Origin of the sequence: Pseudomonas sp. BS3767 (genome assembly GCF_900099665.1) — a bacterium.
Classification (GTDB): Bacteria; Pseudomonadota; Gammaproteobacteria; order Pseudomonadales; family Pseudomonadaceae; genus Aquipseudomonas; species Aquipseudomonas cerasi.
The window spans coordinates 257,248-278,629 of the sequence record NZ_FNCX01000002.1 but is presented as its reverse complement, the minus strand read 5'-3'; the positions used below and the strand labels follow the sequence as shown (position 1 = coordinate 278,629).

Annotated in this window: 17 protein-coding genes and 1 pseudogene; 9 read left to right on the top strand and 9 right to left on the bottom strand. The window is 59.4% G+C overall.

Features of this window, described 5'->3' with window-relative positions; genetic code table 11:
* Nucleotides 1-132: 132 nt before the first annotated feature.
* Nucleotides 133-2,556 (bottom strand): glucose/quinate/shikimate family membrane-bound PQQ-dependent dehydrogenase, encoded by a 2,424-nt coding sequence (locus BLR16_RS05740; protein WP_024662567.1) that lies wholly within the window; start codon nt 2,554-2,556, stop codon nt 133-135.
* 443 nt (nt 2,557-2,999) lie between these two features.
* Between BLR16_RS05740 and BLR16_RS05735 the strand changes: the two genes are divergently transcribed.
* Both BLR16_RS05735 and BLR16_RS05730 read left to right on the top strand, forming a co-directional pair.
* A complete protein-coding gene (locus BLR16_RS05735; RefSeq protein ID WP_003363662.1) occupies nt 3,000-3,227 on the top strand; it encodes a VF530 family protein in 228 nt (75 codons plus the stop codon).
* Between the two features lie 52 nt (nt 3,228-3,279).
* Nucleotides 3,280-3,939 (top strand): Pr6Pr family membrane protein, encoded by a 660-nt coding sequence (locus BLR16_RS05730; RefSeq protein ID WP_074804913.1) that lies wholly within the window; start codon nt 3,280-3,282, stop codon nt 3,937-3,939.
* 15 nt (nt 3,940-3,954) lie between these two features.
* On the opposite strand, the gene BLR16_RS05725 is transcribed toward BLR16_RS05730, so the two are convergent.
* From BLR16_RS05725 to BLR16_RS05710, 4 genes are all read right to left on the bottom strand, one after another.
* Nucleotides 3,955-4,722, bottom strand: coding sequence for a siderophore-interacting protein (locus BLR16_RS05725; RefSeq protein WP_046719059.1), 768 nt, complete (start codon nt 4,720-4,722; stop codon nt 3,955-3,957).
* Nucleotides 4,719-5,309, bottom strand: a complete 591-nt coding sequence (locus tag BLR16_RS05720) for a PadR family transcriptional regulator (protein WP_003363655.1) — start codon at nt 5,307-5,309, stop codon at nt 4,719-4,721. Before BLR16_RS05720 ends, BLR16_RS05725 begins: the two co-directional genes overlap by 4 nt.
* A gap of 87 nt (nt 5,310-5,396) precedes the next feature.
* Nucleotides 5,397-8,516, bottom strand: coding sequence for a biosynthetic peptidoglycan transglycosylase (locus BLR16_RS05715; protein WP_046719060.1), 3,120 nt, complete (start codon nt 8,514-8,516; stop codon nt 5,397-5,399).
* Nucleotides 8,517-8,688: 172 nt separating this feature from the next.
* Nucleotides 8,689-9,402, bottom strand: a complete 714-nt coding sequence (locus BLR16_RS05710; protein ID WP_072366757.1) for a hypothetical protein — start codon at nt 9,400-9,402, stop codon at nt 8,689-8,691.
* A gap of 403 nt (nt 9,403-9,805) precedes the next feature.
* Here BLR16_RS05710 and BLR16_RS05705 point away from each other — a divergent pair, with 403 nt between their 5' ends.
* The gene (locus tag BLR16_RS05705; protein WP_054082184.1) at nt 9,806-10,555 is read left to right on the top strand and encodes a hypothetical protein; all 750 of its coding nucleotides are present in this window, start codon (nt 9,806-9,808) and stop codon (nt 10,553-10,555) included.
* A 331-nt stretch (nt 10,556-10,886) separates the two neighbouring features.
* Here the strand turns inward: BLR16_RS05705 and BLR16_RS05700 are convergent, their stop codons facing one another.
* Nucleotides 10,887-12,017 (bottom strand): OpgC domain-containing protein, encoded by a 1,131-nt coding sequence (locus BLR16_RS05700; RefSeq protein ID WP_074804909.1) that lies wholly within the window; start codon nt 12,015-12,017, stop codon nt 10,887-10,889.
* 294 nt (nt 12,018-12,311) lie between these two features.
* On the opposite strand from BLR16_RS05700, the pseudogene BLR16_RS05690 reads away from it, so the two are divergent.
* From BLR16_RS05690 to BLR16_RS05680, 3 genes and pseudogenes are all read left to right on the top strand, one after another.
* A pseudogene (locus BLR16_RS05690) lies at nt 12,312-12,593 on the top strand (type B 50S ribosomal protein L31).
* A gap of 151 nt (nt 12,594-12,744) precedes the next feature.
* Nucleotides 12,745-13,836 (top strand): D-alanine--D-alanine ligase, encoded by a 1,092-nt coding sequence (gene ddlA, locus BLR16_RS05685; RefSeq protein ID WP_074804906.1) that lies wholly within the window; start codon nt 12,745-12,747, stop codon nt 13,834-13,836.
* On the top strand, nt 13,833-14,243 hold the full coding sequence (locus BLR16_RS05680; protein WP_058416675.1) for an NUDIX hydrolase: 411 nt from the start codon (nt 13,833-13,835) through the stop codon (nt 14,241-14,243). Before ddlA ends, BLR16_RS05680 begins: the two co-directional genes overlap by 4 nt.
* A gap of 70 nt (nt 14,244-14,313) precedes the next feature.
* Here the strand turns inward: BLR16_RS05680 and metR are convergent, their stop codons facing one another.
* Nucleotides 14,314-15,231: a transcriptional regulator MetR gene (gene metR, locus BLR16_RS05675; protein WP_003431263.1), complete on the bottom strand. Its 918-nt coding sequence runs from the start codon at nt 15,229-15,231 to the stop codon at nt 14,314-14,316.
* 106 nt (nt 15,232-15,337) lie between these two features.
* Between metR and BLR16_RS05670 the strand changes: the two genes are divergently transcribed.
* The 3 genes from BLR16_RS05670 (at nt 15,338) to BLR16_RS05660 (ending at nt 17,903) form a co-directional block, all read left to right on the top strand.
* Nucleotides 15,338-16,072, top strand: coding sequence for a uroporphyrinogen decarboxylase/cobalamine-independent methonine synthase family protein (locus tag BLR16_RS05670; RefSeq protein WP_003363637.1), 735 nt, complete (start codon nt 15,338-15,340; stop codon nt 16,070-16,072).
* 123 nt (nt 16,073-16,195) lie between these two features.
* Nucleotides 16,196-17,188, top strand: coding sequence for an alpha/beta fold hydrolase (locus BLR16_RS05665; protein WP_054082112.1), 993 nt, complete (start codon nt 16,196-16,198; stop codon nt 17,186-17,188).
* 67 nt (nt 17,189-17,255) lie between these two features.
* Complete coding sequence (locus BLR16_RS05660; RefSeq protein ID WP_024662558.1) at nt 17,256-17,903, top strand: DsbA family oxidoreductase; 648 nt, start codon at nt 17,256-17,258, stop codon at nt 17,901-17,903.
* A 180-nt stretch (nt 17,904-18,083) separates the two neighbouring features.
* On the opposite strand, the gene BLR16_RS05650 is transcribed toward BLR16_RS05660, so the two are convergent.
* Both BLR16_RS05650 and BLR16_RS05645 read right to left on the bottom strand, forming a co-directional pair.
* On the bottom strand, nt 18,084-19,412 hold the full coding sequence (locus BLR16_RS05650) for a two-component response regulator AauR (protein ID WP_003363630.1): 1,329 nt from the start codon (nt 19,410-19,412) through the stop codon (nt 18,084-18,086).
* Nucleotides 19,413-19,422: 10 nt separating this feature from the next.
* Nucleotides 19,423-21,330 (bottom strand): two-component sensor histidine kinase AauS, encoded by a 1,908-nt coding sequence (locus BLR16_RS05645; protein ID WP_044308848.1) that lies wholly within the window; start codon nt 21,328-21,330, stop codon nt 19,423-19,425.
* Nucleotides 21,331-21,382: the final 52 nt, after the last annotated feature.

The following is a 21,382-nucleotide window of genomic DNA, read 5'->3' as shown; positions in this document are numbered from 1 at the left end:
TGGAGCGTGAGGAGCGATAGTCGTCTGCCGCAACCCTGCCCGGTAGCTGGATCAACCGGGATCCGGCTTCAGTGGCGACAAAAAAAAGCGGCTACCTCTCGGTAGCCGCCGTTCATTGACCTCAGCAACGCATCACTTCGGCAGTTTGAACGCCATCACGTAGTCACCCTGTTTGGTGCCCAGTGAGCCGTGACCGCCCGCAACGACCAGCACGTATTGCTGACCGTCCTTGCCGGTGTAGGTCATCGGGGTGGTTTGCGCACCTGCGGGCAGGCGGGCTTCCCACAACTGCTTGCCGTTACGCACGTCATAAGCACGCAGGTACTGGTCAAGCGTAGCGCTCATGAACGCCAGGCCGCTGGCGGTGGTGAACGTACCACCCAGGCTTGGAACGCCCATGGTCAGCGGGAGCGGGATCGGCGAGCTGTCGCGCACGGTACCGTTCTTGTGCATCCAGATGGTCTTGTGGTTGGTCAGGTCGACCGCCGCCACGTAACCCCACGCGGGTGCCTGGCAAGGGAGGCCCATCGGCGACAGCAGTGCTTCCAGGATCACACCATAAGGCGCGCCCTTGTTCGGCTGTACGCCTTCGGTTTCGCTCTTGCGGCCCGGGCCGCCTTCAACTTCGGCAGACGGTACCAGCTTCGAACGGAAAGCCATGTAGTTAGGATTGACGAAGGCGATCTGACGCACCGGGTCGACGGAAATACCGCCCCAGTCGAACACGCCGAAGTTACCCGGATAAACGATCGAACCCTGCAAAGACGGTGGCGTGAACGGACCATCGTAGCGCAGCGACTTGAAGTCGATCCGGCACATCATCTGGTCAAACGGCGTCACGCCCCACATGTCGCGCTCCTTGAGCGGCGGCGGCATGAAGTTCAGGTCGGACTTGGGCTGGGTCGGCGAGGTGTGATCGCCCGCGACAGCGCCTTGCGGGACCGGCACTTCATTGATCGGCACGATCGGTTTGCCGGTGCTGCGATCCAGCACGTAGATGCTGCCCTGCTTGGTCGACGCCAGCACTGCGGGTTTGACGCCGTCAGCGGTTTTCATGTCCAGCAGCGTCGGCTGACCGCCCACGTCCATGTCCCACAGGTCATGGTGAGTGAACTGGTAGTCCCAGCGCACGCGGCCGGTCGCGATGTCCAGTGCAACCAGGCCCGCGCTGTACTTCTCGGACTCTGGCGTACGGTCGCCGCCCCACTGGTCAGGGGTCTGGTTACCCATCGGCAGGTAGATCATGCCGAGCTTTTCATCGACGCTGAACATGGACCACATGTTCGGCGAGTTGCGGGTGTAGATCTTGCCTTCGGCAATCGGTGCAGTTTCTTCCGGATTGCCGCTGTCCCAGTTCCACACCAGACGGCCGGTGTGCACGTCATAGGCGCGGATCACGCCGGACGGCTCGTCCATGGAGACGTTGTCAGTGACGTGGCCACCGATAATCACCAGGTCCTTGGTGACCGCGGGTGGCGACGTGGAGTAGTAGCCGCCCGGAGCGAAGGTGCCCATGTTGGCGGTCAGGTCAACCGAACCCTTGTTGCCGAAGTCTTCACACATCTTGCCAGTATCGGCGTTCAGCGCGATCAGACGGGTGTCGGCAGTCGGCAGGAAGATTCTGCGCGGGCAGGCAGCACTGGCAGTGGCCGTGCCGTCAGCAGCCGGGACCGTCGGGCTTTGCGCCGGGGCGCTGGCGGCGTAGGCAGCGTCGTCATGATAGGTGACGCCACGGCAGGTCATGTGCGCCCAGCCCTTGAAGTTGGCAGCGTTCTGAGTGCTGAGCTTCGGATCGAAGCGCCAGATTTCCTTGCCCGAATCCGGGTCAAGCGCGATCACCTGGCTGTGCGGCGTGCACACATAAAGCATGCCGTTGACCTTGAGTGGGGTGTTCTCGGCAGTCGTTTCCCCCGGATCGTTCGGCCCCGGAATGTCACCCGTGCGATAGGTCCAGGCCGGCTCCAGCTTGTTGACGTTTTCCGGCGTGATCTGCGCCAGCGGCGAGTAACGGTCACCGAAGGCGGTGCGGCCGTAGGACTGCCAGTCGCCGTCAGGCATGGCTGGGGCGGTGTTGGTCGTGCCAGCCGTCTCGCGGTCCAGCTGGCCTTCGATACGGCCCGGGTTGGTGAACTGGCTCGCCAGCGCGGTCAGGCCGGCCAGCACCACAGCGATGCTCAATGCACCGGTGCCCATGCGTGCCGGACCGTTGCGCAGCAACGGTCTGCGGAACCATGGCAGCAGCAATACGATACCCAGTGCGAACCACAGCGCCAGGCGTGGCACCAGTTGCCACCAATCGAGGCCGACTTCCCACAACGACCATACAGTGCTCGCGAACAGCAGCAGTGCATAAAGGCCCAGCGCAGCCGCGCGACCCGTGATCAGCAACACGCCGGTCACGGCGAAGCCGATACCGGCCAACAGGTAATACAACGAGCCATCCAGTTGCAGCAGTCGGGCACCACCGACCAGCAAGGCCAGCCCCATCAACAGGATCACCAGCCCGAGCAGGGTCGGCAACAGGCGATTTCTATTTGAAGCACCGTCAGTGCTCATAATGCGAATCTCCGCGAGAAGTAAGTAATTGAAATCTTGTTTTTAAGCATCGCCTGCCCTGGCGCCATTCCTTGAAGCTGCTTGTTGAGACGAATCGCCGACGGTGGAATTAAACCGTCAGGCAGAGCGCGGCTGCACGTTCGGCTGGCGCGGTCGTTGAGTCGTAGACCATTACCGCCCGAATTCGTGCATAGGCTTTTTGTCCGAAGGAACATCTGCAGAAGGGGGAATCTTCAATCCTTAACCCGGCAATGATAGGGCGCTAACGATTTTTCTAAAAGCGAAAAACCTGACATGGATCATTGCAACGCCGGCAACAGTGCTGCAGGTCGACGGTGTTTTATGAAAGCGCGGCGCTTACAATGGCAGACTTTCGGGAAGCACCTGCGTACTCCAGAGATCCGTTCAGGTTCGTCTCTTCTTATTTCGTTGCAAGGCTCATCATGACAACACCCAATTCCGACCCGTTGCACGGCGTCACGCTGGAGCAGATCCTCAGGGCGCTGGTCGAACATTACGAATGGTCCGGCCTCGCCGAACGCATCGATATTCGCTGCTTCAAGAGCGATCCGAGCATCAAGTCCAGCCTGACCTTCCTGCGCAAGACACCCTGGGCGCGGGAAAAGGTCGAAGCGCTGTATGTGAAATTGCATCGCAGCAAGGGCTGGTAACAGGCCCGCCAGACAGTCCGGCAGGGACGCCGGCACGCAAGGATACCGATTGATGCTCAGTGAACATCCACAACTTGCGCAGGGACAGCGCTATTACGCCCTTGTGGCCGCTTGTCTCGGCTGGTCGGGATTGGTGATTCAGCTTTACCTGATCCTGATTGGCCGTTATGCCGATCACGCCAGTCTGCTGGGTGGGCTGGTGCGCTTTTCAAGTTTTTTCACCGTACTGACCAATACGCTGGTAGCGGTCGCCCTGAGTTGCGCGCTGACGACACGGCAGTCGGCAGGCCACCGGTTTTTCCGGCATCCGGTGGTGTGTGGTGGCATTGCGGTGAGTATTGCGCTGGTGGGCATCGCCTACAACATTCTGCTGCGCCACTTGTGGCACCCGGAAGGCTGGCAGTGGGTGGCCGACGAACTGCTGCACGACATAATGCCGCTGGCGTTCGTGCTCTATTGGTGGCTGTACGTGCCCAAGGGCACGCTGCGTCTGAGCCATGTAGTGCTCTGGGCGATCTATCCGATCGTCTACTTCGCCTATGTCCTGCTGCGTGGCCACATGTTCGGTGATTACCTGTACCCGTTCATCGATGTCGGCACGCTCGGTTTCCCGGCGGCATTCATCAACGCGCTGGGCGTGCTGCTCGGTTTCGTGCTGATCGCATTGGTGCTGCTGGCAGTTGATAAACGGGCGTCTCGTCGTACCCGGTGAGTCGCCCGGTCCTGCTCATTCTTCAGTGCTGTCCAGCTTCCAGTAACCGGCGGCCTTGACGAAGTCCTCTTCCAGGCCGAACTCGTCGAGCAGCACACGACGTAACTTGCGTGACAGCGCGGATTCGGTCGCGACCCAGGCGTACAGCTTGCCCTCGGGCATCTCCAGACGACGCGTGACGTCCAGCAGACTCTGTTCGCCGCGTACGATCCAGATCACGTCGACCTGTGCGGCACTGTCGAACACCTGCTGTTCCTGCGGGTTGGCGACTTCGACCACCACCAGCGCAGCGCGGTTGGCGGGCAGCGATTCAAGGCGTCGGGCGATGGCCGGAATGGCTGTTTCGTCGCCGATCAGCAGGTAGCTGTCGAACATGTCCGGCACCACCATCGACCCCTTTGGACCGGCGATGTGCAGGAATTGCCCGGGCGCTGCCTGCGCGGCCCAGGTGGCCGCCGGGCCTTCGCCATGCAGAACGAAATCGATATCCAGTTCCCCGGTTTCTTCGTCGTAGCGACGCGGTGTGTAATCGCGCATCGGCGGACGCGGCGTGTCCTTGTCGCCGGCAGGGTTCAGGTTTTCCAGCGCGGCCTGTTCTTCTGCCGTTTGCGGGAAGAACAGTTTGACGTGGTCGTCGGTGCCCAGGCTGATGAAACCCGCCAACTCCGGCCCCTGCAAGGTAATGCGGCGCATCAGGGGTGTCAGTTCCGTGACCCGCACCACCTGCAGCTTGCGACGCTTGATTTCATGCATGACGCGATGGATTGACTGGGGCGAATTCATGCCGACTCCTCCGAGGCAGGTTGAGGCCCATCGACGACAGCCTTGGCCGTGCTGTTGAGCAGTTCGCTGACGCGCAAAATCTCTTCCGGGCTCCAGCGGCCATGGTGCATCTGCAGCGCGTGGCGCAGGTTGTGCACCGCTTCGTGGATTTCCGGCGGACGATCGTGGCCGCGCAGTGAGCGCTTGCTGACATCGATGCGCATGCGCACACCTTCCAGCGCCACGGCCTGATCGTCCAGGGATTGGCGACCCGCATCGGTGATGGTGTAGAGCTTCTTGCCGGCCTGGGCATCGCCGACCACCATTTCGCTTTCTTCAAGAAACGTCAGGGTGGGGTAGATAACGCCGGGGCTGGGGCAGTACGCACCTTCGAACAGACCTTCGATCTTGCGGATCAGGTCATAGCCGTGGGCGGGCTGTTCGGCGATCAACGCCAACAGCAGTAATTTCAGATCGCCAGGGGCGAAAACCCGAGGGCCACGTCCACCGCGTTCACGGCCCGGGCGTTTTTCAAAGCCGTCGCGATCTTCACCTGGTTCACGAAGATGCGGCGGACGGTGGTGGGGAGGGTGTTTATCTTCACGCATGTTTTTGCTCTCTGGTTACAAGTTAGATATACCTTAAGATATATCTTATTGTAATCACAGAGCTGGCAGACGAGCGGTCATTGCCGGTCAGACACCCTTGGGCGGATCGGCAAGCGGGGCGTTGCACATCGCCTGTCCGTGGTTCTCCAGGTACGGCGTCAGGATCGGTGCCATGCCTTTGAGCACCTGCACCGGCAACGCCGAGGTGAAGCGAAAGCCCTCGGCAGCACGTCCCGGCACAAACGCCGTCAGCGCGCCAAAGTGGTTGTCGCCGATATAAAACACAAAAGTCGCCGTGCGGTTGATTGCCCTTGAGCTGAGAATACGTCCGCCCGCACCGACGCTTTCGATCCTGTTGTCGCCGGTGCCGGTCTTGCCACCCATCGCCAGCACACTGCCGTCCTGCATCTTGAACGTGCCTTGCACGCGTTTGGCCGTGCCGCCATCCACCACTTGCGACAAGGCCTCGCGCATTGCCGCTGCGACCTCCGATGGCAACACACGCTTGCCCAGTTCCGGGTTGATGCTCAGTTGGGTGTCGTAAGGCGTATCGGCAGCAAAGTGCAGACTGTCGATGCGCACCGCAGGCAGGCGGATACCATCGTTCTGGATGATGCCGATCAGCTCGGCAAGCGCCGCCGGACGGTCTCCCGAACTGCCGATAGCCGTCGCCAGCGAAGGCACCAGATGGTCGAACGGATAACCCACGCGCTGCCAGCGTTGCTCGATGTCCAGAAACGCTTCGACCTCCATCATGGTCCGCACACGGCTGTCGCGAGCGCCTTTGTGGCGACTCTTGAACAGCCAGCCATAGACTTCCTGACGCTCGAAACGACTGGCGGCCACTGCGTCCTTGAACTGCGCGTCCGGGTGTTTGAGCAGGTAGCCTACCAGCCACAGTTCCAGCGGATGGACGCGGGCGATGTAGCCTTGATCGGGCAGATCATAAGTGCCCGGTCCGTAACTCTTGTACAGCTCGGCAAGACGTTTGTCGGTGAGTTTCGAGCTCGCCCTGGGCTCGTCCAGGTGGGCGCGGATGAACGCGTTGAATGTGCCCTGATCAGCGCCCGGCAGCAGATAACGGTGCACCGCAGCCAGACGGATCGCCGTCGGGTGAATGCCGTCGAGGAAGGTGTCGAGTCGCTCCTGCGTGGTCTTTTCCTTGTAGCGTTTCCAGAAGCGCAGCAGGAATACCGTGCCTTCGCGGTCGGCAAACTGCGCCAGGTATTCCTGGCGGCGCGGGTTGTCATCATCCTTGAGCAGCTCGGCGCTGTTGTTGGGCGCCTGATAGGTGCTGTAGCGAACGACATCGCGCATCAGGCGGATGAACGGCAGGTTGATCGACTCACGCAGCGATTCGCGCAGGGTTGGAATCCGCTCGTTGTCTTCGCGCCGGAAATTATTGAAACGGTGCATGCCGCCACCGGTGAAGAACGCTTCTGCTGGGCTGGCCGAATAGGTGCGGTCGAGTGCGGCCGAGAGCATCTTCGCCAGGTCATGGTCCTTGTTCAGCAGCAGATAATCCACCGCCCAGCGGGTCAGCCGATCCGGTTCCTCGACAGGGACTTTGCGCAATTGCGCAGGGTTCAGGCCCGCATAGCGCCCATGCAGTTCGGCGATGATCTCCAGATACGTCGTCAGCACGCGCATCTTCGCCGTCGAGCCCAGCTCCAGCTTGCTGCCTTCGTTGATATCGAACGGCTGATCAGTGCTGTCGGTCTGGACCCTGACCCGCGAGCCGTCCACGCCGCGTTCAAACAGCGTGAAGCTGTAGCGCACCTGTGTTGTGCTGGCCGGAGTCAACAGGCGCTCGCCCATCAACCCGATCCTTGCGGCAAATTCAGGGTTGGCCAGGTCGCGCAGGTACTGGCTGACGCTGCGCTGCAATTCGCCATGCAGGGTGCTGGTGGCGGACAGGTCAAGACGGTCCAGATCGTAGAGCGGGCGATTGAGCAGATTCGACAGGCGAGTGCGCGCGACACTGATGCCCTTGTTGGTTTCGATGGGCTGCAGGGTCGGTTGCTGCGCCCAGTCGCGGTAGGTGACCTGGGCTGCCAGCGCGGCATCGGCCAGCGGTCGGTCGATGATGTTGGCCTGGGCCAGCAACCGAATGTGGCTGTCGGTCAGTTCTGCCAATTCCTGGCGGCCCTTGGCCAGATAGTGCGACGGACGACGCTGGGCGATCACCAGTGAGAGCACTTCACGCAGCGCCAGCGCCTTGTCGGCCAGTGCCTGTTTATCGCCGGGATTAGAAGCCAGTATCTCGTTGGTTTTGCCGAAGTCTGCGCCGAACCACACCCGCAGTCCTTCAGCCAGACCATGCACTTCGCCATGCCCTGGCACCGCAGACAGCGGCACGCTGTTCAGGTAGTCACGCACCACCCGCTGGCGCACGGCGAGTGTCTCGGTCCCCGGCTGATAGGCGCGAACGCTGGCGGAAATCATCTGCCGCAGCTTTTCAGAACCCGACAGCGTCAGCCCGTCTGGGGAGTGACGGTATTTTTCCAGCTGAGTGGCCAGCGTGCTGCCCCCAGCCGACTGGCCGGGGAGGGCAAACATCTTCGCCAGTTGCGACCAGGCGGCTTTGACAAAACGTGGCCAGTCCACCGCAGGGTTGGCCATGGGCTGCTGCGGATCGAGCAGGTCGCGGTTTTCGATGAACAGCAGGCTGTTCACCAGCAATGACGGAATGGCGGCAAAGGTCGGGTAAAACTGCTGTGGGTATCTGAATTCGTACAGCGGCTCGTTTCGGCAATCGGTGATCGACAGCCCGGCCTGGGTCTTTTCCTCGTAAGGCACGAAAAATCCATGCCGGACGTAACGCAACAGTTCCGGGGAAAAGCGGGTCTGGCGCGTGATCACGTAGTCGCGTTTGAGCAGGCGCGACAGGAATTCATCCATGGATGAATAGCCCAGGCGCCGGTCGAACGGCCCGTCACCGGGATACACCACGTCATGACTAGGTCCGGGCTGCATCGAGTAACCCAGGCTCGCGGCAAAGCGGCTGAATTCGCGCGCCTGAAGCCTGGAGGTTCTGCTCTCCACGGCCACCGCAACGCCCAATGCAACCCCGGCCAACACCACCACGACCCAGAACACCCGCCATCCGTATCGCTTGCGACGCGGATATTTGGGCGTACGAGGATCATCCTCACGATCAGCGGATAGCGTCTCTTGCTTGCTATCGGAATGCCGAAATGCGCCCATAGTCGATTGTCCGGTCATCCTGTCAAAGCACCTGACCCAAGCTTAGACGCTGGATGGGATTGTGGGAGGGAATTGTCTGGTGGTTTTCGAGGGAGGATGGCGCGCAGCGGGGATGAGCGTCATGAACTAATCCCACTGCAGCCACACATGAACTGCAGTGGCGCTGGCTTGATCAGACGTGAAGATCAACCAACGGTTTGCGCTCTTCTTCACGCTTCGGCGCATTGCGCTCGATCTGGTAAATGATCGTGTCCATGAAGTTGCCAATGTGGTTGCGGCTGAAGACCTGCCCGTAGTCGATAACCTTGCTGTAATTCTCAAGGTTGAGTGTGTGCTGGTTGCCGAATTTCTCCGTGTAGTGATCGAGTAACGTCATCACAATTTTTGCGTGCGCACGCAGATCCTCCTTCAGTTGTTGACGTTCGTTCAGCTTCTCGGTCAGGTACGCGAACTCTGCCGGGGTGAGCACATCGTCTGGGTCGGTCACTTGGATTTCCTGATTAAAACCCAGCGTGAAGCCGAAGTGCTTATTTGACAGCTCCGTATTAAGGTAAAAAAGCTGCTGCTTGAAATCGTGAAAATTGTCGTACATACGGCATAGGGTCTTGTCAAAATCTTTAGTTAAGTCACCCAGGTATGTACTTCGGAGTAGGTTCGATATCTCTTCAGACATACTTTCCAGCATAACCCGTCCTGCCGCCGACGTTTTGTAGTCGGATAACCAGGGTGTTTCCTCGGTGGTATAGAACTCAGCGTTCGGATCACGCACGTTATCACGCGCCTGAGGAATGTTGATTGGCGGAGCAGCAGGTGAGGTGAGGGAACTTGAGCCCGAGAGAGTGCGCTGTTGATTTTGTGATGCAGAAGCTAAAGGGTTGATATGCATGCTAAGCGCTCTTTGGTGTCAATGATAACTAGCTAGCGGCAGACCTTCGCAAAACTTTGCCTGATAAGTGTGTAGGATTTTTCCTAGACTGCAGTGGTGATTATTTTTTGTAGGAAGTTTCCTTGATTTTAATGTGAGGGTTGACCAGGTGCCTAACTTTCTATTGCGTTAATTTTGTCAGTGGCAACCTGCCTCTGCATAATCTGCGAGAATACCTATGAATACTTATGGAAGAAAATGTGTTGGTTTTTGCTTGTTGTCCATTTTCGTGATAATGGCATCGGCCTCCGACGCTCATGCCAATAAAGGTGCCGAGGACCCGGTCGGTGCATCAAGTCATGAAACCAACGAGGCCGTTGCGGCTGAAGCTGTGCAAGAAATTTCCGAGCCAAGATTTACCGTCATGCTGGATAAACTACACTCGGTGGCAGATGTGTTGACAGATAAACACCCCGTCCACTACTACGGCTTTGTCTCGCACCGTGGGCAAGATGTATTGCTCTATACACCTGTCGGTGATCCGGTCACTAACGAGTGGAAGACCGAGTATTACGAAAATGGTGAATGGGTTGCTCAGACACTTGAGACCAAGGTTTTTAAAGATCTGGCTCCTGGGGCTGAAGTGATCATCAGGGTCACGCCAAGAAACTCACTGGTAGGTGGCAGGCTTCCATACACTGTCAGATTTGGGTCCTATCCTGTTCTAAAAAGCTATGAGCTGCTCGACGAACCGGGAGTGATAAGAATTCCAAGTGGATATACTAACCCTGGTTGGTTGGCAACGCAGATTTATAAAGAAGCTCTGCTTGAGGTGAGGTTTAGCGATACTAAAGGTACGCCATTGGAAGGCGGTATGGCTATTTTGGATCTGAGCTTTGGTGAAAAAGACGCCTCGATCAGGCATATTCTGGTTAGCGGTGCTGATGGGTTCGCCTCTGAGCGCATTGAGTTCGGACGTTGCTATGGAGGTACGGAGGCCCAAGATTTTGTCCACACGCAAAGGGGGTTCAACACTTGGAGAAGTAACTATAGAGTGGCTCGCTACTTCGTAAGTAATTTCTCTTTAGGGCCCATCACGGCGACCCCTCATATTTTTTACATGGGACACATCTGCACACAAACCGTTGTGCGAACTGTTGCTCCTCGCGGTTAACGCCTAACTCAGCCTGGCGAATCATTTGTCTCGCCAGGCTGATGTCTCATACTGCCAGGGAAATAGACGAGGAATCTGGTTTTTCAGCATTGCTTCAGACTCGCTGTATCCATTCGTCATGCCTTTTGTACGATACTATTCATGAATTTGCTGTAGCCGATCATGTCATGAGAATTACTGATGTCCAGATTTATATTAGCCGACAAATATTTTATGAATTCGGTGTGGGTATCTTGTTGATCTCATACCGAATAGCGGCCAGTTCCTGAAAAACTTGGCCTGATAAACCAGTAGGACGTTTCCGAGAGGGCGTGCAAACGTGACGCTGTTCTCAAGTAGTTAACAGGCGGGGCGATTTCCCCAGCCGCTTATTCAACTCCAGCCCATTGGCCATCAGCATCATCAACCCCAGGCCGACAATCGCGGTCGTCACTTGCATGGGCCATGTATCGCCTGCCAGTGCATTGGCCATGTCTGCCAGTGGCGCGAGCAATACGCCCAGACAGAAGACTTCCAGCGAATAGCGGCCCATGCGGCAAGTCTGGCGGGCGGGCCAGTTTTCGAGCCAGGTGCTTGAGGTTGGCAGCAGTCGGGCGACGACGTAGACCAGGGCCAGAAAGTGCATTAACCGGACGGGCGCAAGGTCGGTCTTGCTGATCGGGTAAAGGCTTTCAAGGTGCAGGCTGGAGACCAGCGCGGCGTGCAGGCCGGGCCATTTTTCGCTGAACGTCAGTGTGCCTGCGACCAGCACGTAAACGGCGGCCACCATGAACAAGGGTTGTTGGCGTAACGGAGGGTGCTTAACTGTTATGGCTGTTTCGCTGCGCAACGCGCACGCACCGCCGAGCACGAACAGCAGCTGCCAGGCGACCGGGTTGAAGTACCAGACACCGCCGCCTTCGTAGGCGCGCAGGTTCCAGCCGAATAATGGCACCATCAGGTACAGCGCAATCGACAGGCCGACGGCCACTTCGAGTTTGCGCAGCATCAATGGCAAGGTCAGCGGCAAGGTCAACAACAGCACGATATACAGCGGCAACGGGTCGGTCAGGTTCGGCTTGAAGCGCAGCAGCAGTTCATCAGCCAATGCCTGTTGCGGGTTGCCGACGAAGTATTCAAGGCCCATCTGCTGGACCATGTCGCGCGTCTCGACATGATTGTTGGCGAAGAAGACGATGCCCATCAGCAGGGTCAGCAGAAAGATATGCACCACATAAAGCACCCAGGTCCGGCGCAGCATTCGCACACCAGCCACCAGCATGCCGTCACGTCGAGCGATCCGCCCGTAGGCCAGGATCGAGGCGTAGCCGGCGAGGAAAACGAAGATTTCCGCTGCGTCGCTGAAGCCGAAGTTGCGTACGGTCAGTTGCGCCAGGGGATTATCCGGCACGTGATCCCAGAAGATGAAGATCAGCGCCAGGCCGCGAAAGAAGTCGATTCGATGATCGCGTCCGTTAGTCATAACGGTGGACTCTTGAAAGTGCTGATGAGTAAAGATAGGCCACAGAGGCTCAGGTTCCAGGCCGGCGACCAGTGACGTTCGGCGGCGCGGCAGGGTGCCGCTAATCGAGGGCAATTGCAAAGGCGCGCTATTACAGAATGTCTCTGGCTCAGGCGTTCCGGTGGCTTCACGCCGACCGCTGCACCGTGTGCGTGTTCGATCAACCTCACCAATGATGCTAATCAACAGCAATCATTCTCATCTTCCGTTATGTTACTGTATAACTATTGCATTCAACTCACTGGAGAGATCACGATGAAACCCGATATCCATCCTCAATACCGCACCGTGCTGTTCCACGACACCGCTGCCGACGTTTACTTTCTGATCGGCTCCACCGTAGACACAGACCGCACGCAACAGCACACCGACGGCACTACCTATCCTTAAGTTGCACTCGACGTTTCCAGCGCCTCGCACCCGATGTACACCGGGCAGCAGCGCAAGACCACCACCGAAGGCAGGATCGCGGGTTTCAACAAGCGTTTCGCCACCTTTGGCTCGACTGGCAAGAAAGAAACCGCAGCCGCTCAATGAGCGGTCTGACCTCCCGGTCGTGGGCATTTCGTATGGATTGCCCACGACCGGGATTTTTTTGTCTGAATTTCAGGCCTGCGACCAATCATCTACTGGACTAACAGCCGACATTGCTTTTATCTTCGCGGCCTGAAAAACAGGAGTAACCGCTTTGAAAAAGTCAGTCGCCATCGTTTTCGGTGGGCAATCCAGCGAGCATGAGGTTTCGTTGCAGTCGGCACGCAACGTGATCAATGCGATTGATCGTGAACGCTATGCGCTGACCCTGATCGGCGTCGACAAGCTGGGCCGCTGGCTGCATTTCGACGAAGCCGATTACCTGCTCAACGCCACTGATCCTGCACGGATCAAACTGAGCGCATCAGGCAAGCCGTTGTCCTTGCTGCCGGGCAGCATCGGCGGGCAGTTTGTCGACGTCGAGTCAGGTCAGCCACTGGCTGCCATTGATGTGGTATTCCCGCTGATCCACGGCGCGTTTGGCGAAGACGGTGCGTTGCAGGGTTTGCTGCGCATGCTGGCCGTGCCCTTTGTCGGCGCCGATGTGCTGTCCTCTGCGGCCTGCATGGACAAGGATGTGACCAAGCGTCTGCTGCGCGATGCGGGCATAGCCGTCGCGCCGTTCAGGGTCCTGTCGCGTGGAGAGAGCCTTTCTTTCACCGAAGCTGCCGACCAATTGGGGCTGCCAATGTTCGTCAAGCCGGCCAACCAGGGTTCATCGGTGGGCGTCAGCAAGGTGTCCGACGAGGCTGGTTTTGCGGCGGCACTGGCGCTGGGTTTCGAGTTCGATCATAAGCTGCTGATCGAGCAGGGCATCGTCGGCCGGGAAGTGGAGTGCGCCGTATTGGGTAACTTCGATGCGCAGGTCAGCGTCTGTGGAGAAGTGATTGCCAACGATGAATTCTATGCCTACGACACCAAGTACCTGAACGGCGATCAGGCGCGCATCGCTATCCCCGCCGAGCTGCCCGCCGATCTGAGTGATCAGGTGCGTGACGTCGCGTTGCAGGCTTACAAGGTGCTGGGCTGCGCAGGGCTCTCGCGGGTCGATTTTTTCGTCACCGAAGGGCGCGACATCATCATCAACGAGGTCAACACGCTGCCGGGCTTCACCTCGATCAGCATGTACCCCAAGCTCTGGCAGGCCAGCGGTCTGTCGTATGCCGAGCTGATCCATCGCCTGATCGTTCTGGCGCTGGAACGGGCTGATCAGGCGCGGCTGCTGAAAACGGAGATCTTCGCATGAAGATCATCCGCATCGCGGCGGCGCTGCTGATCGGCGCAGACGGCCGGACCCTGCTGGTGCGCAAGCGCGGTACCCGGGCCTTCATGCAGCCGGGCGGCAAGATCGAGCCCGGTGAACCGGCACCGCAGGCGCTGGCCAGAGAACTCGAAGAAGAGCTCGGGCTGATCGTCGATCCGGCGCAGGCAGTGTTTCTCGGTGAGTTCACGGCACCCGCCGCCAACGAGCCTGGTTTCGAGGTCAACTGTCAGTTGTATGAGGTCAGGACCGACGCCCAGGCAGTGCCTGCCGCCGAGATCGAAGAAGTGCTGTGGGTTGACGCGGACAGTCATGCGGGTTTGCAACTGGCTCCGTTGACCCGCGATCTGATCCTGCCGCTGTATCTTCAGCGGCAGGCTGCACGCAGCTGAACGGCGCAGTCGTCCTGCATCGCGGTGCAGGACGGCACTGTCAGCGAACCCTATTTCAGCGAATCAGGTGTCAGCGAACCACACTCACCCCGTCGAGCGTCGAAAACGAGGTGTCCTTGGCTGTCAGCAGGAAGTCACGCATGTACGGTGCGTCGAGCATGTCGGCGCGGATACCGGCGTAGAGCGTCGCGAACAGTCCTTTCTCGCCCAGCCGCTTGGCCTTCACATAGCCGCGTGAGCTGTATTCATGCAGCGCCCAGTGCGGCATGCCGCAGACCCCGCGCCCGCTGGCGACCAGTTGCATCATCATCACCGTCAGTTCTGATGTTCGTACCTGTGCCGGTTCGATGTCGGCGGGTTCCAGAAAGCGCGTGAAGATATCCAGCCGGTCGCGTTCCACCGGGTAAGTGATCAGCGTTTCAGTCAGCAAGTCTTCCGGGACGATGTAAGGCCTGCTTGCCAGCGCGTGTTGATTGGCCACCGCCAGCATCGCTTCATAGGTGAATAGCGGCACATAGGTGATGCCGGGCAATTCCAGCGGGTCGGAGGTCACCACCAGGTCCAGATCGCCACGCGCCAGGGCAGGCAAGGGTGCGAACGAGAAGCCGGAAGACAGGTCCAGTTCCACCTCGGGCCAGGCATCGCGGAACTGGTCGATGGTCGGCATCAGCCACTGAAAACAACTGTGGCACTCGATTGCCATGTGCAGCCGTCCCGCCGTACCACCCGCCAGTCGAGCGATGTCGCGCTCGGCACTGCGCAGTTGCGGCAGCATGGAGTCGGCCAGTTGCAGCAGGCGCAAACCGGCGCTGGTAAAGCGCACCGGTTTGGTCTTGCGCACGAACAGCGGCATGCCCATGCGCTCTTCCAGCTCCTTGAACTGATGGGACAGCGCCGACTGCGTCAAATGCAGGCGCTCGGCTGCTTCCACAAGGCTGTCGGCCTCGCGCAGGGCATGCAGGGTTTTGAGGTGGCGTATTTCAAGCACGTTCAGTGCTCCATGAGCAGTATTTGTGATCAACACGAAAAAAATGAGTTTGTCTCATGTTGTGTCAGCTGTCGACAATAGGCCCATCTTTTATGGAGGACGCATCGTGGCCCTGACTCAACACCCTGACTATTTTCACATTGGCGCAGACCGTGAATTGCAGCACGCTCTGCAGGCTTTCTGGAAACAGGATCAGGGTGTTGCGACAACTGATGCCGAACTGCGCAACTGGCTGATGGCGCGTTACCCGCAGCAGGTGCCACACCTGAAACGCGACCAGCGTTTTCAGCCCGCTTGGGCACCGCTGCTGGCGAGCGTCGCCGAAGCGTGCGAGCAAGGCCGCAAACCTGCGTTGATCGGTCCTCTGACACTGCTCTGGCTAAGTGACGTTCAGGGTGACGAAGTGGATCGCCTCGACCTGCTGGAGCATCTGCTGCCGGTGTATGGCGAGATCTTCGGGCGTCTGGCGGCGCGCGGTGTCGAGTGGATTCAGATCGACGAACCGATCCTGGCGCTCGACCTGCCGCTGGCATGGAGCAACGCCTTCGAACGTGCCTATCACATTCTTCAGTATTCGCCGTTGAAGAAGCTTATTGGCCTCTATCACGGTGACCTGCGGCCCAACCTGGGTGTCGCGGCCTTGCTGCCGGTTGCAGGGTTGCATCTGGACAGCGTGACCGAACCGGAGCTGCTGGCCCCGGTGTTTGATCGTCTGCCGGTTTACAAGGTTCTGTCCCTGGGCGAGTGCGATACGCATTCGAACTGGCATCAGGAATCGCTCCTCGAAGCGCGCGCCCGTTTTGGGGAAAACCTGATGGTGGCGGACCAGGTCGCTGCGTAACGCAACACTCGATTAACGACCGCTCAGCGCCATTCATCAAACTGTCACGCAAGTGTGGCAGCGCGCTTGGGAAAACATCATCAGACTCGCGGCCTACTGGGGATCTGTTTTTTGGTGTTTTTCATGCGGGTTTTAATTTTTCTGGCCGCGCTTCTGTGCGGCTTGCCGTCTTTTGCGGCCGATCGTTGTGATACCGATGTTCCTGTACAGATGGCTGACCTCAAGGAAGTGCGGATTGCGTACCAGAGTATTGGTAGCGAGTCCGATCCTGCCTTGCTGTTGGTGATGGGGCTGGGCGGGCAGTTGATTCATTGGCCGGACGAGGTCGTGGTCGCGTTGTGTCAGCAGGGCTATCGGGTCATTCGCTACGACAATCGCGATGTGGGTCTGTCTTCTTGGGTACAACAGCCAGCGGATGCCAATCTGACGTTCGAAGTGCTGCGTTATAAACTTGGCCTGCCTGTCTCGGCACCCTATTCGTTGACTGATATGGCCGACGATGCGCTGGGGTTGATGGATGCATTGCAGATTCGTCAGTTTCACGTGTTGGGCGCGAGCATGGGCGGCATGATCGCTCAGCATCTGGCTGATCTGGCGCCGTCGCGGGTCGAAAGCCTGACACTGATCATGACCAGTTCCGGTGCGCAGGGTCTGCCCATGCCCAGTGCCGCGTTGATGCAACTGCTGGCGCGGCGCGGCGCGCCCAATCGGGAAGTGGCGATCGAGCAGCAGGCCGATTTGCTTGCAGCGCTGGGCAGCCCGCAGGTCAAGGATGATCGCCAGCAACTGCTGCATCAGGCGGCCGTTTCCTATGACCGGGCGTTCAATCCCGAGGGCGTGAAACGCCAGATCATGGCGATTCTGGCCGAGCCCAGCCGCGTGGAACTGCTGAACCGTCTGCGTCTGCCGGTACTGGTGGTTCATGGTACGGCTGACCCGCTGTTGCCGGTCATGCATGGCGTGCATGTGGCCGCGCACATTCAGGGCAGCCAACTGCGCCTGATTCCGGGTCTGGCACACCGTTTTCAGGAGGCCTTCAAGGCGCCGTTGCTTGGTGCAGTGCTGCCGTACCTGAAAGCCCAGCATGAAGACGGTCGCAACCTGGCTCAGTTGTAAGTCTGCCTGGTTGTCAGGCATGGGCAGAGGTGTATCGTGTGGACTTTGCTTACCGAAAAGGGCCGACATGACAACTGCACTGAAGATCGACTTCATCTCCGATGTTTCCTGCCCCTGGTGCGTCATTGGTCTGCGCGCGCTGGATCAGGCACTGGAGGCACTGGGGGATGAGGTGCAAGCGCACATTCACTTCCAGCCTTTCGAGCTGAACCCGAACATGCCTGCCGAAGGGCAGGACATCAAAGAGCACATCGCCGAAAAGTACGGCTCCACGCCGGAACAGATCGACGGTATTCACCAGACCATCCGTGAACGCGGTGCTGAACTCGGCTTCACTTTTGCCAGCGGCGAGCGGCGTATCTACAACACGTTCGATGCCCATCGACTGTTGCACTGGGCCGAACAGCAAGGCAAGCAGCACGCGTTGAAGCAGGCGTTGTTCGAGGCCTATTTCAGTGACCTGAAAGACCCGTCCGATCACCAGACTCTCGCGGATGTGGCGCAGAAGGTCGGCCTGGACCGTCTGCGTGCTCAGGCCATCCTGGACAGTGACGAGTACACCTCCGAGGTTCGCGAGGCCGAGCAGCTCTGGACGTCTCGCGGTATCACCTCCGTGCCGACCATGGTCTTCAACGACCAGTACGCCGTCTCTGGCGGTCAGCCGGTCGAGGTATTCGTCAGCGCAATCCGCCAGATTATCGGTGAATCGCAGTAACGTACTGCCCGTGCGGGATCGGACGCAGCGCGTCCGGAAGGCATGCCCACGCGGAGAATGGGCACGACAGGTGTCTTGAGGACGCCTATCGTTCCGCACGCTCCAGCGTTGGAATGCAGTGGGTCACGCTCTGCGTCACAGATCTGCGCTACGCCGCACGTTCAGGATCGGGCGCAGTGCTCAAAGCCCGTATTTCTTGACCTTGTCAAACAGTGTGGTCTTGGCCATGCCCAGTTCCTGACTGGCCTGGCTGAGGTTGCCGCCGCTGCGTTGCAAGGCGTCGCCGAGCAACGAGCGCTCGAAGGCTTCGACCGCTTCGGCAAATCCCAGGCTCTGGTTTTCACTGACCGTGCCTGACTGCTTGAACGCTGGCAGGCCAAGGGCAAAGCGTTCAGCCACGTTGCGCAGTTCGCGTACATTGCCCGGCCAGTCGTGGCTCATCAGGTTCGAACTGGTCTGTTGATCCAGCACGGGCGGTTCGCGGTCGAAGCGTAACGACGACAACTGCAGGAAGTGTTCGAACAGTTGCAGAATGTCTTCGCGGCGCTCACGCAAGGGCGGCAGTTCAAGCGTGACGACGTTCAGGCGGTAATACAGGTCGCTGCGGAACTGATTGGTCTTGCCCAAGGCATTCAAGTCGGATTTGGTTGCCGCTATGACCCGGCAATCCACGGCAACGCTCTGGTTGGAACCCAGCCGCTCGAGGGTTCGCTCCTGCAGGACGCGCAACAGCTTGATCTGCAGATTGACCGGCATGCTTTCCACTTCATCGAGAAACAGCGTGCCGTTGTGCGCGTGTTCGATCTTGCCGATGCGCCGTTTGCCCGCGCCGGTGAACGCGTTGGCTTCATGGCCGAAGATTTCCGACTCGAACAGGCTTTCCGCCAGCCCGCCACAGTTGAGCGCCACGAACTGGCTGTCCTTGCGCCGACTGAAATCGTGCAGGCAGCGCGCGACCAGTTCCTTGCCCGTGCCGGTTTCGCCTTCGATCAGTACGTTGGCCGAGGTGTCGGCGACGTTGGCAATCAACGCACGCAGGTTTTGCATGGCCGGGGAGCGGCCGATGATCCGGCCTTCCAGCGAATCGCGCTCGGCGAGTTGCTTGCGCAACGCCCACACTTCACGGGCCAGGCCGCGTTGTTCCAGTGCGCGTCGGGTGACGTCCACCAGACGTTCTGGAGAAAAGGGTTTCTCCATGAAATCGTAAGCGCCATCGCGCATAGCGTTGACGGCCATGGTGATATCGCCATGGCCGGTGATCAGCACCACCGGCAGACTGCTGTCACGTGCCTTGAGACGGCTCAGCAACGCCAGGCCGTCGATGCCCGGCAAGCGAATGTCGCTGATGACGATACCGGCGAAGTTGTCACCGATGCGCTTTAGCGCCTCTTCAGCGCTGGCAACGCCTTCGCTGGCGATGTCCTCCAGCGCCAGGGCCTGCTGGCAGCCGAGCAATACATGCGGATCGTCTTCAACGATCAGGACAGTCAGGTCGCTGTTTATGCTCATGGGTGTCGTCTCATGTCGGGCTGTCCGGGTGGCGGGCATCGGGGATAAACGGCAGGCTCAGGACAAACGTCGTACCGCCGTCCTGCGGATGCTCTGCGCTCAGGCTGCCTCCGGCTGCGGCGGCAAGGCTCGCCGACAGCGTCAGGCCCAGCCCCAGGCCTTGTTCGCCCGGTTTGGTGGTGAAGAAAGGTTCAAACAGATGCTTGCGCGCCTCGGCGTCGACGCCGCGCCCGTTATCACGTACCCGCAGACGGTATCGGCCGTCGACAACCGATCCGCTGAGCCATAACTCCGGTTGCGGCAGGTCGAACATGGCATCCAGTGCGTTGCCGATCAGGTTGACCAGAATCTGTTCCAGGCGGGTCTGGTCGATGGTCAGGGTGGCGTCGACGAAGTCTCGATGCACTATCAGGCCGGACTGCTCCAGACGCACGCTCAGCAACTGCGCCGCCGCATCGACAGCCTTGCTCAGTTGCGCCTGGCCCTGATCGTCGCCGCGTCTGGCGAATGCGCGCAGGCTGGCGGTGATGCGGCCCATGCGGTCGACCAGGTCATTGATGGTACGCAGGTTGGTACTGGCGGTATCCAGCGCACCTCGTTCCAGAAAGCGCACGGTGTTGCCGGACAAGGTGCGCAGTGCGGCCAGAGGCTGGTTCAGCTCATGCGCGATGCTGGTCGACATCTGGCCGATGGCTGCCAGCTTGCCGGCCTGTACCAGCTCGTCCTGCGCCTTGCGCAAAGTGTCTTCGGCCTGCCTTCGTTCACGAATCTGCGCCTTGAGGCGTTCGTTGCTGGCCCGCAGGTGTTCGGTGCGCTCGGTGATCTTGCGTTCCAGTTCGTTGTTGGCCGCCTGCAGCGCTTCCCTGGCAGCAAGCCGGGTCGAGATCACTTTGCGCCGCTCGTTCCAGGCAATCAGCAGAAAGGTCACCAGCGCGCAGGCCACGGCGACCAGCATGCCCTGATTGGCCGCTTCGCGGCGCAGATCTTCCAGCGGAGTAAGCAGTGTCAGGTGCCAGGCGGTGTCATTCAGCGGGCGGCTCTGGGCCAGATAACTGACCTTTTTGTGTTCGCGGTCGACACTGATGTTGGCGGGGAAAACCAGTGTTTCGACGCCTTCAGACAAGGTTTCCCGTTCCAGTGGCACCAGTTCGTTGAGCGGCCACCAGTAATATTGCAGGCTGCGAGCCAGGCGCTCCTTGATCTCGGCAGTGAGCGGACGTACTGATTTCAGACGCCGAGCCGGGTCGCTGGAGAGGATGATGATGCCATTCTCGTCGCTGACAAATGCCTCCAGGCGCGCCCGCTGCCAGCGTTCTTCAAGTGCTTCGAGGCGTACCTTGATCACCGCAACGCCGATGATGCGGCCTTTGTCTTCCAGCCCATGCGCCAAGTAATAGCCCGACTCACCGGTGGTGGTGCCGATCCCGTAAAAGCGCCCGGGCAGGCCGCGCACGGCATCCTGAAAGTAGGCACGGAAAGACAGGTCTTCGCCCTGATAACTGTCGGCGTCACGCCAGTTGCTGGTGGCCAGCACACGTCCGGTGGTGTCCATTACGTAAATGGCACGGCTGCGGCTGCGTCGATTCAGCCCTTCGAGGTAGCGGTTGACCTGCTGCTGAAGCTCGGGTCCCGGTTCGTTCAGCAACTGCGACACGCTGGATTCCAGTTCCAGCACGCTGGGCAGGTAGGTGTATTTGCTGATTTCGCTCTCGACCGTGCGGGCGTGCAGCTCCAGTTGGCGTTCGCCGGTTTCGCGTAGTCCCTTGATGGCGCTGTGTTCACTGACCAGATAGGCGATATAGCCCAGCCCGATCATTAGCATGAGGATCAGCGGCGGTAGGAACAGTTGGCGGATCAGACGGGGTTTCACGGCGAGTGATGGCGGGGCGGCGCGATAAAGAGTGGGGTCGCATTTCATCACAGTCGTCCTGGACCGAACAGCTGCCCGCGGATGAGCGGGCAGCCGTTAA

Excerpts from the sequence above, each read along its gene's own strand:
- BLR16_RS05715 (WP_046719060.1), bottom strand. The coding sequence starts at position 8,516 with ATGGGCGCATTTCGGCATTCCGATAGCAAGCAAGAGACGCTATCCGCT.
- BLR16_RS05740 (WP_024662567.1), bottom strand. The coding sequence starts at position 2,556 with ATGAGCACTGACGGTGCTTCAAATAGAAATCGCCTGTTGCCGACCCTG.
- BLR16_RS05730 (WP_074804913.1), top strand. The coding sequence starts at position 3,280 with ATGCTCAGTGAACATCCACAACTTGCGCAGGGACAGCGCTATTACGCC.
- BLR16_RS05705 (WP_054082184.1), top strand. The coding sequence starts at position 9,806 with ATGCTGGATAAACTACACTCGGTGGCAGATGTGTTGACAGATAAACAC.
- BLR16_RS05650 (WP_003363630.1), bottom strand. The coding sequence starts at position 19,412 with ATGAGCATAAACAGCGACCTGACTGTCCTGATCGTTGAAGACGATCCG.
- BLR16_RS05725 (WP_046719059.1), bottom strand. The coding sequence starts at position 4,722 with ATGAATTCGCCCCAGTCAATCCATCGCGTCATGCATGAAATCAAGCGT.
- BLR16_RS05680 (WP_058416675.1), top strand. The coding sequence starts at position 13,833 with ATGAAGATCATCCGCATCGCGGCGGCGCTGCTGATCGGCGCAGACGGC.
- BLR16_RS05665 (WP_054082112.1), top strand. The coding sequence starts at position 16,196 with ATGCGGGTTTTAATTTTTCTGGCCGCGCTTCTGTGCGGCTTGCCGTCT.
- BLR16_RS05735 (WP_003363662.1), top strand. The coding sequence starts at position 3,000 with ATGACAACACCCAATTCCGACCCGTTGCACGGCGTCACGCTGGAGCAG.
- BLR16_RS05645 (WP_044308848.1), bottom strand. The coding sequence starts at position 21,330 with ATGAAATGCGACCCCACTCTTTATCGCGCCGCCCCGCCATCACTCGCC.
- BLR16_RS05700 (WP_074804909.1), bottom strand. The coding sequence starts at position 12,017 with ATGACTAACGGACGCGATCATCGAATCGACTTCTTTCGCGGCCTGGCG.
- BLR16_RS05710 (WP_072366757.1), bottom strand. The coding sequence starts at position 9,402 with ATGCATATCAACCCTTTAGCTTCTGCATCACAAAATCAACAGCGCACT.
- BLR16_RS05660 (WP_024662558.1), top strand. The coding sequence starts at position 17,256 with ATGACAACTGCACTGAAGATCGACTTCATCTCCGATGTTTCCTGCCCC.
- BLR16_RS05720 (WP_003363655.1), bottom strand. The coding sequence starts at position 5,309 with ATGCGTGAAGATAAACACCCTCCCCACCACCGTCCGCCGCATCTTCGT.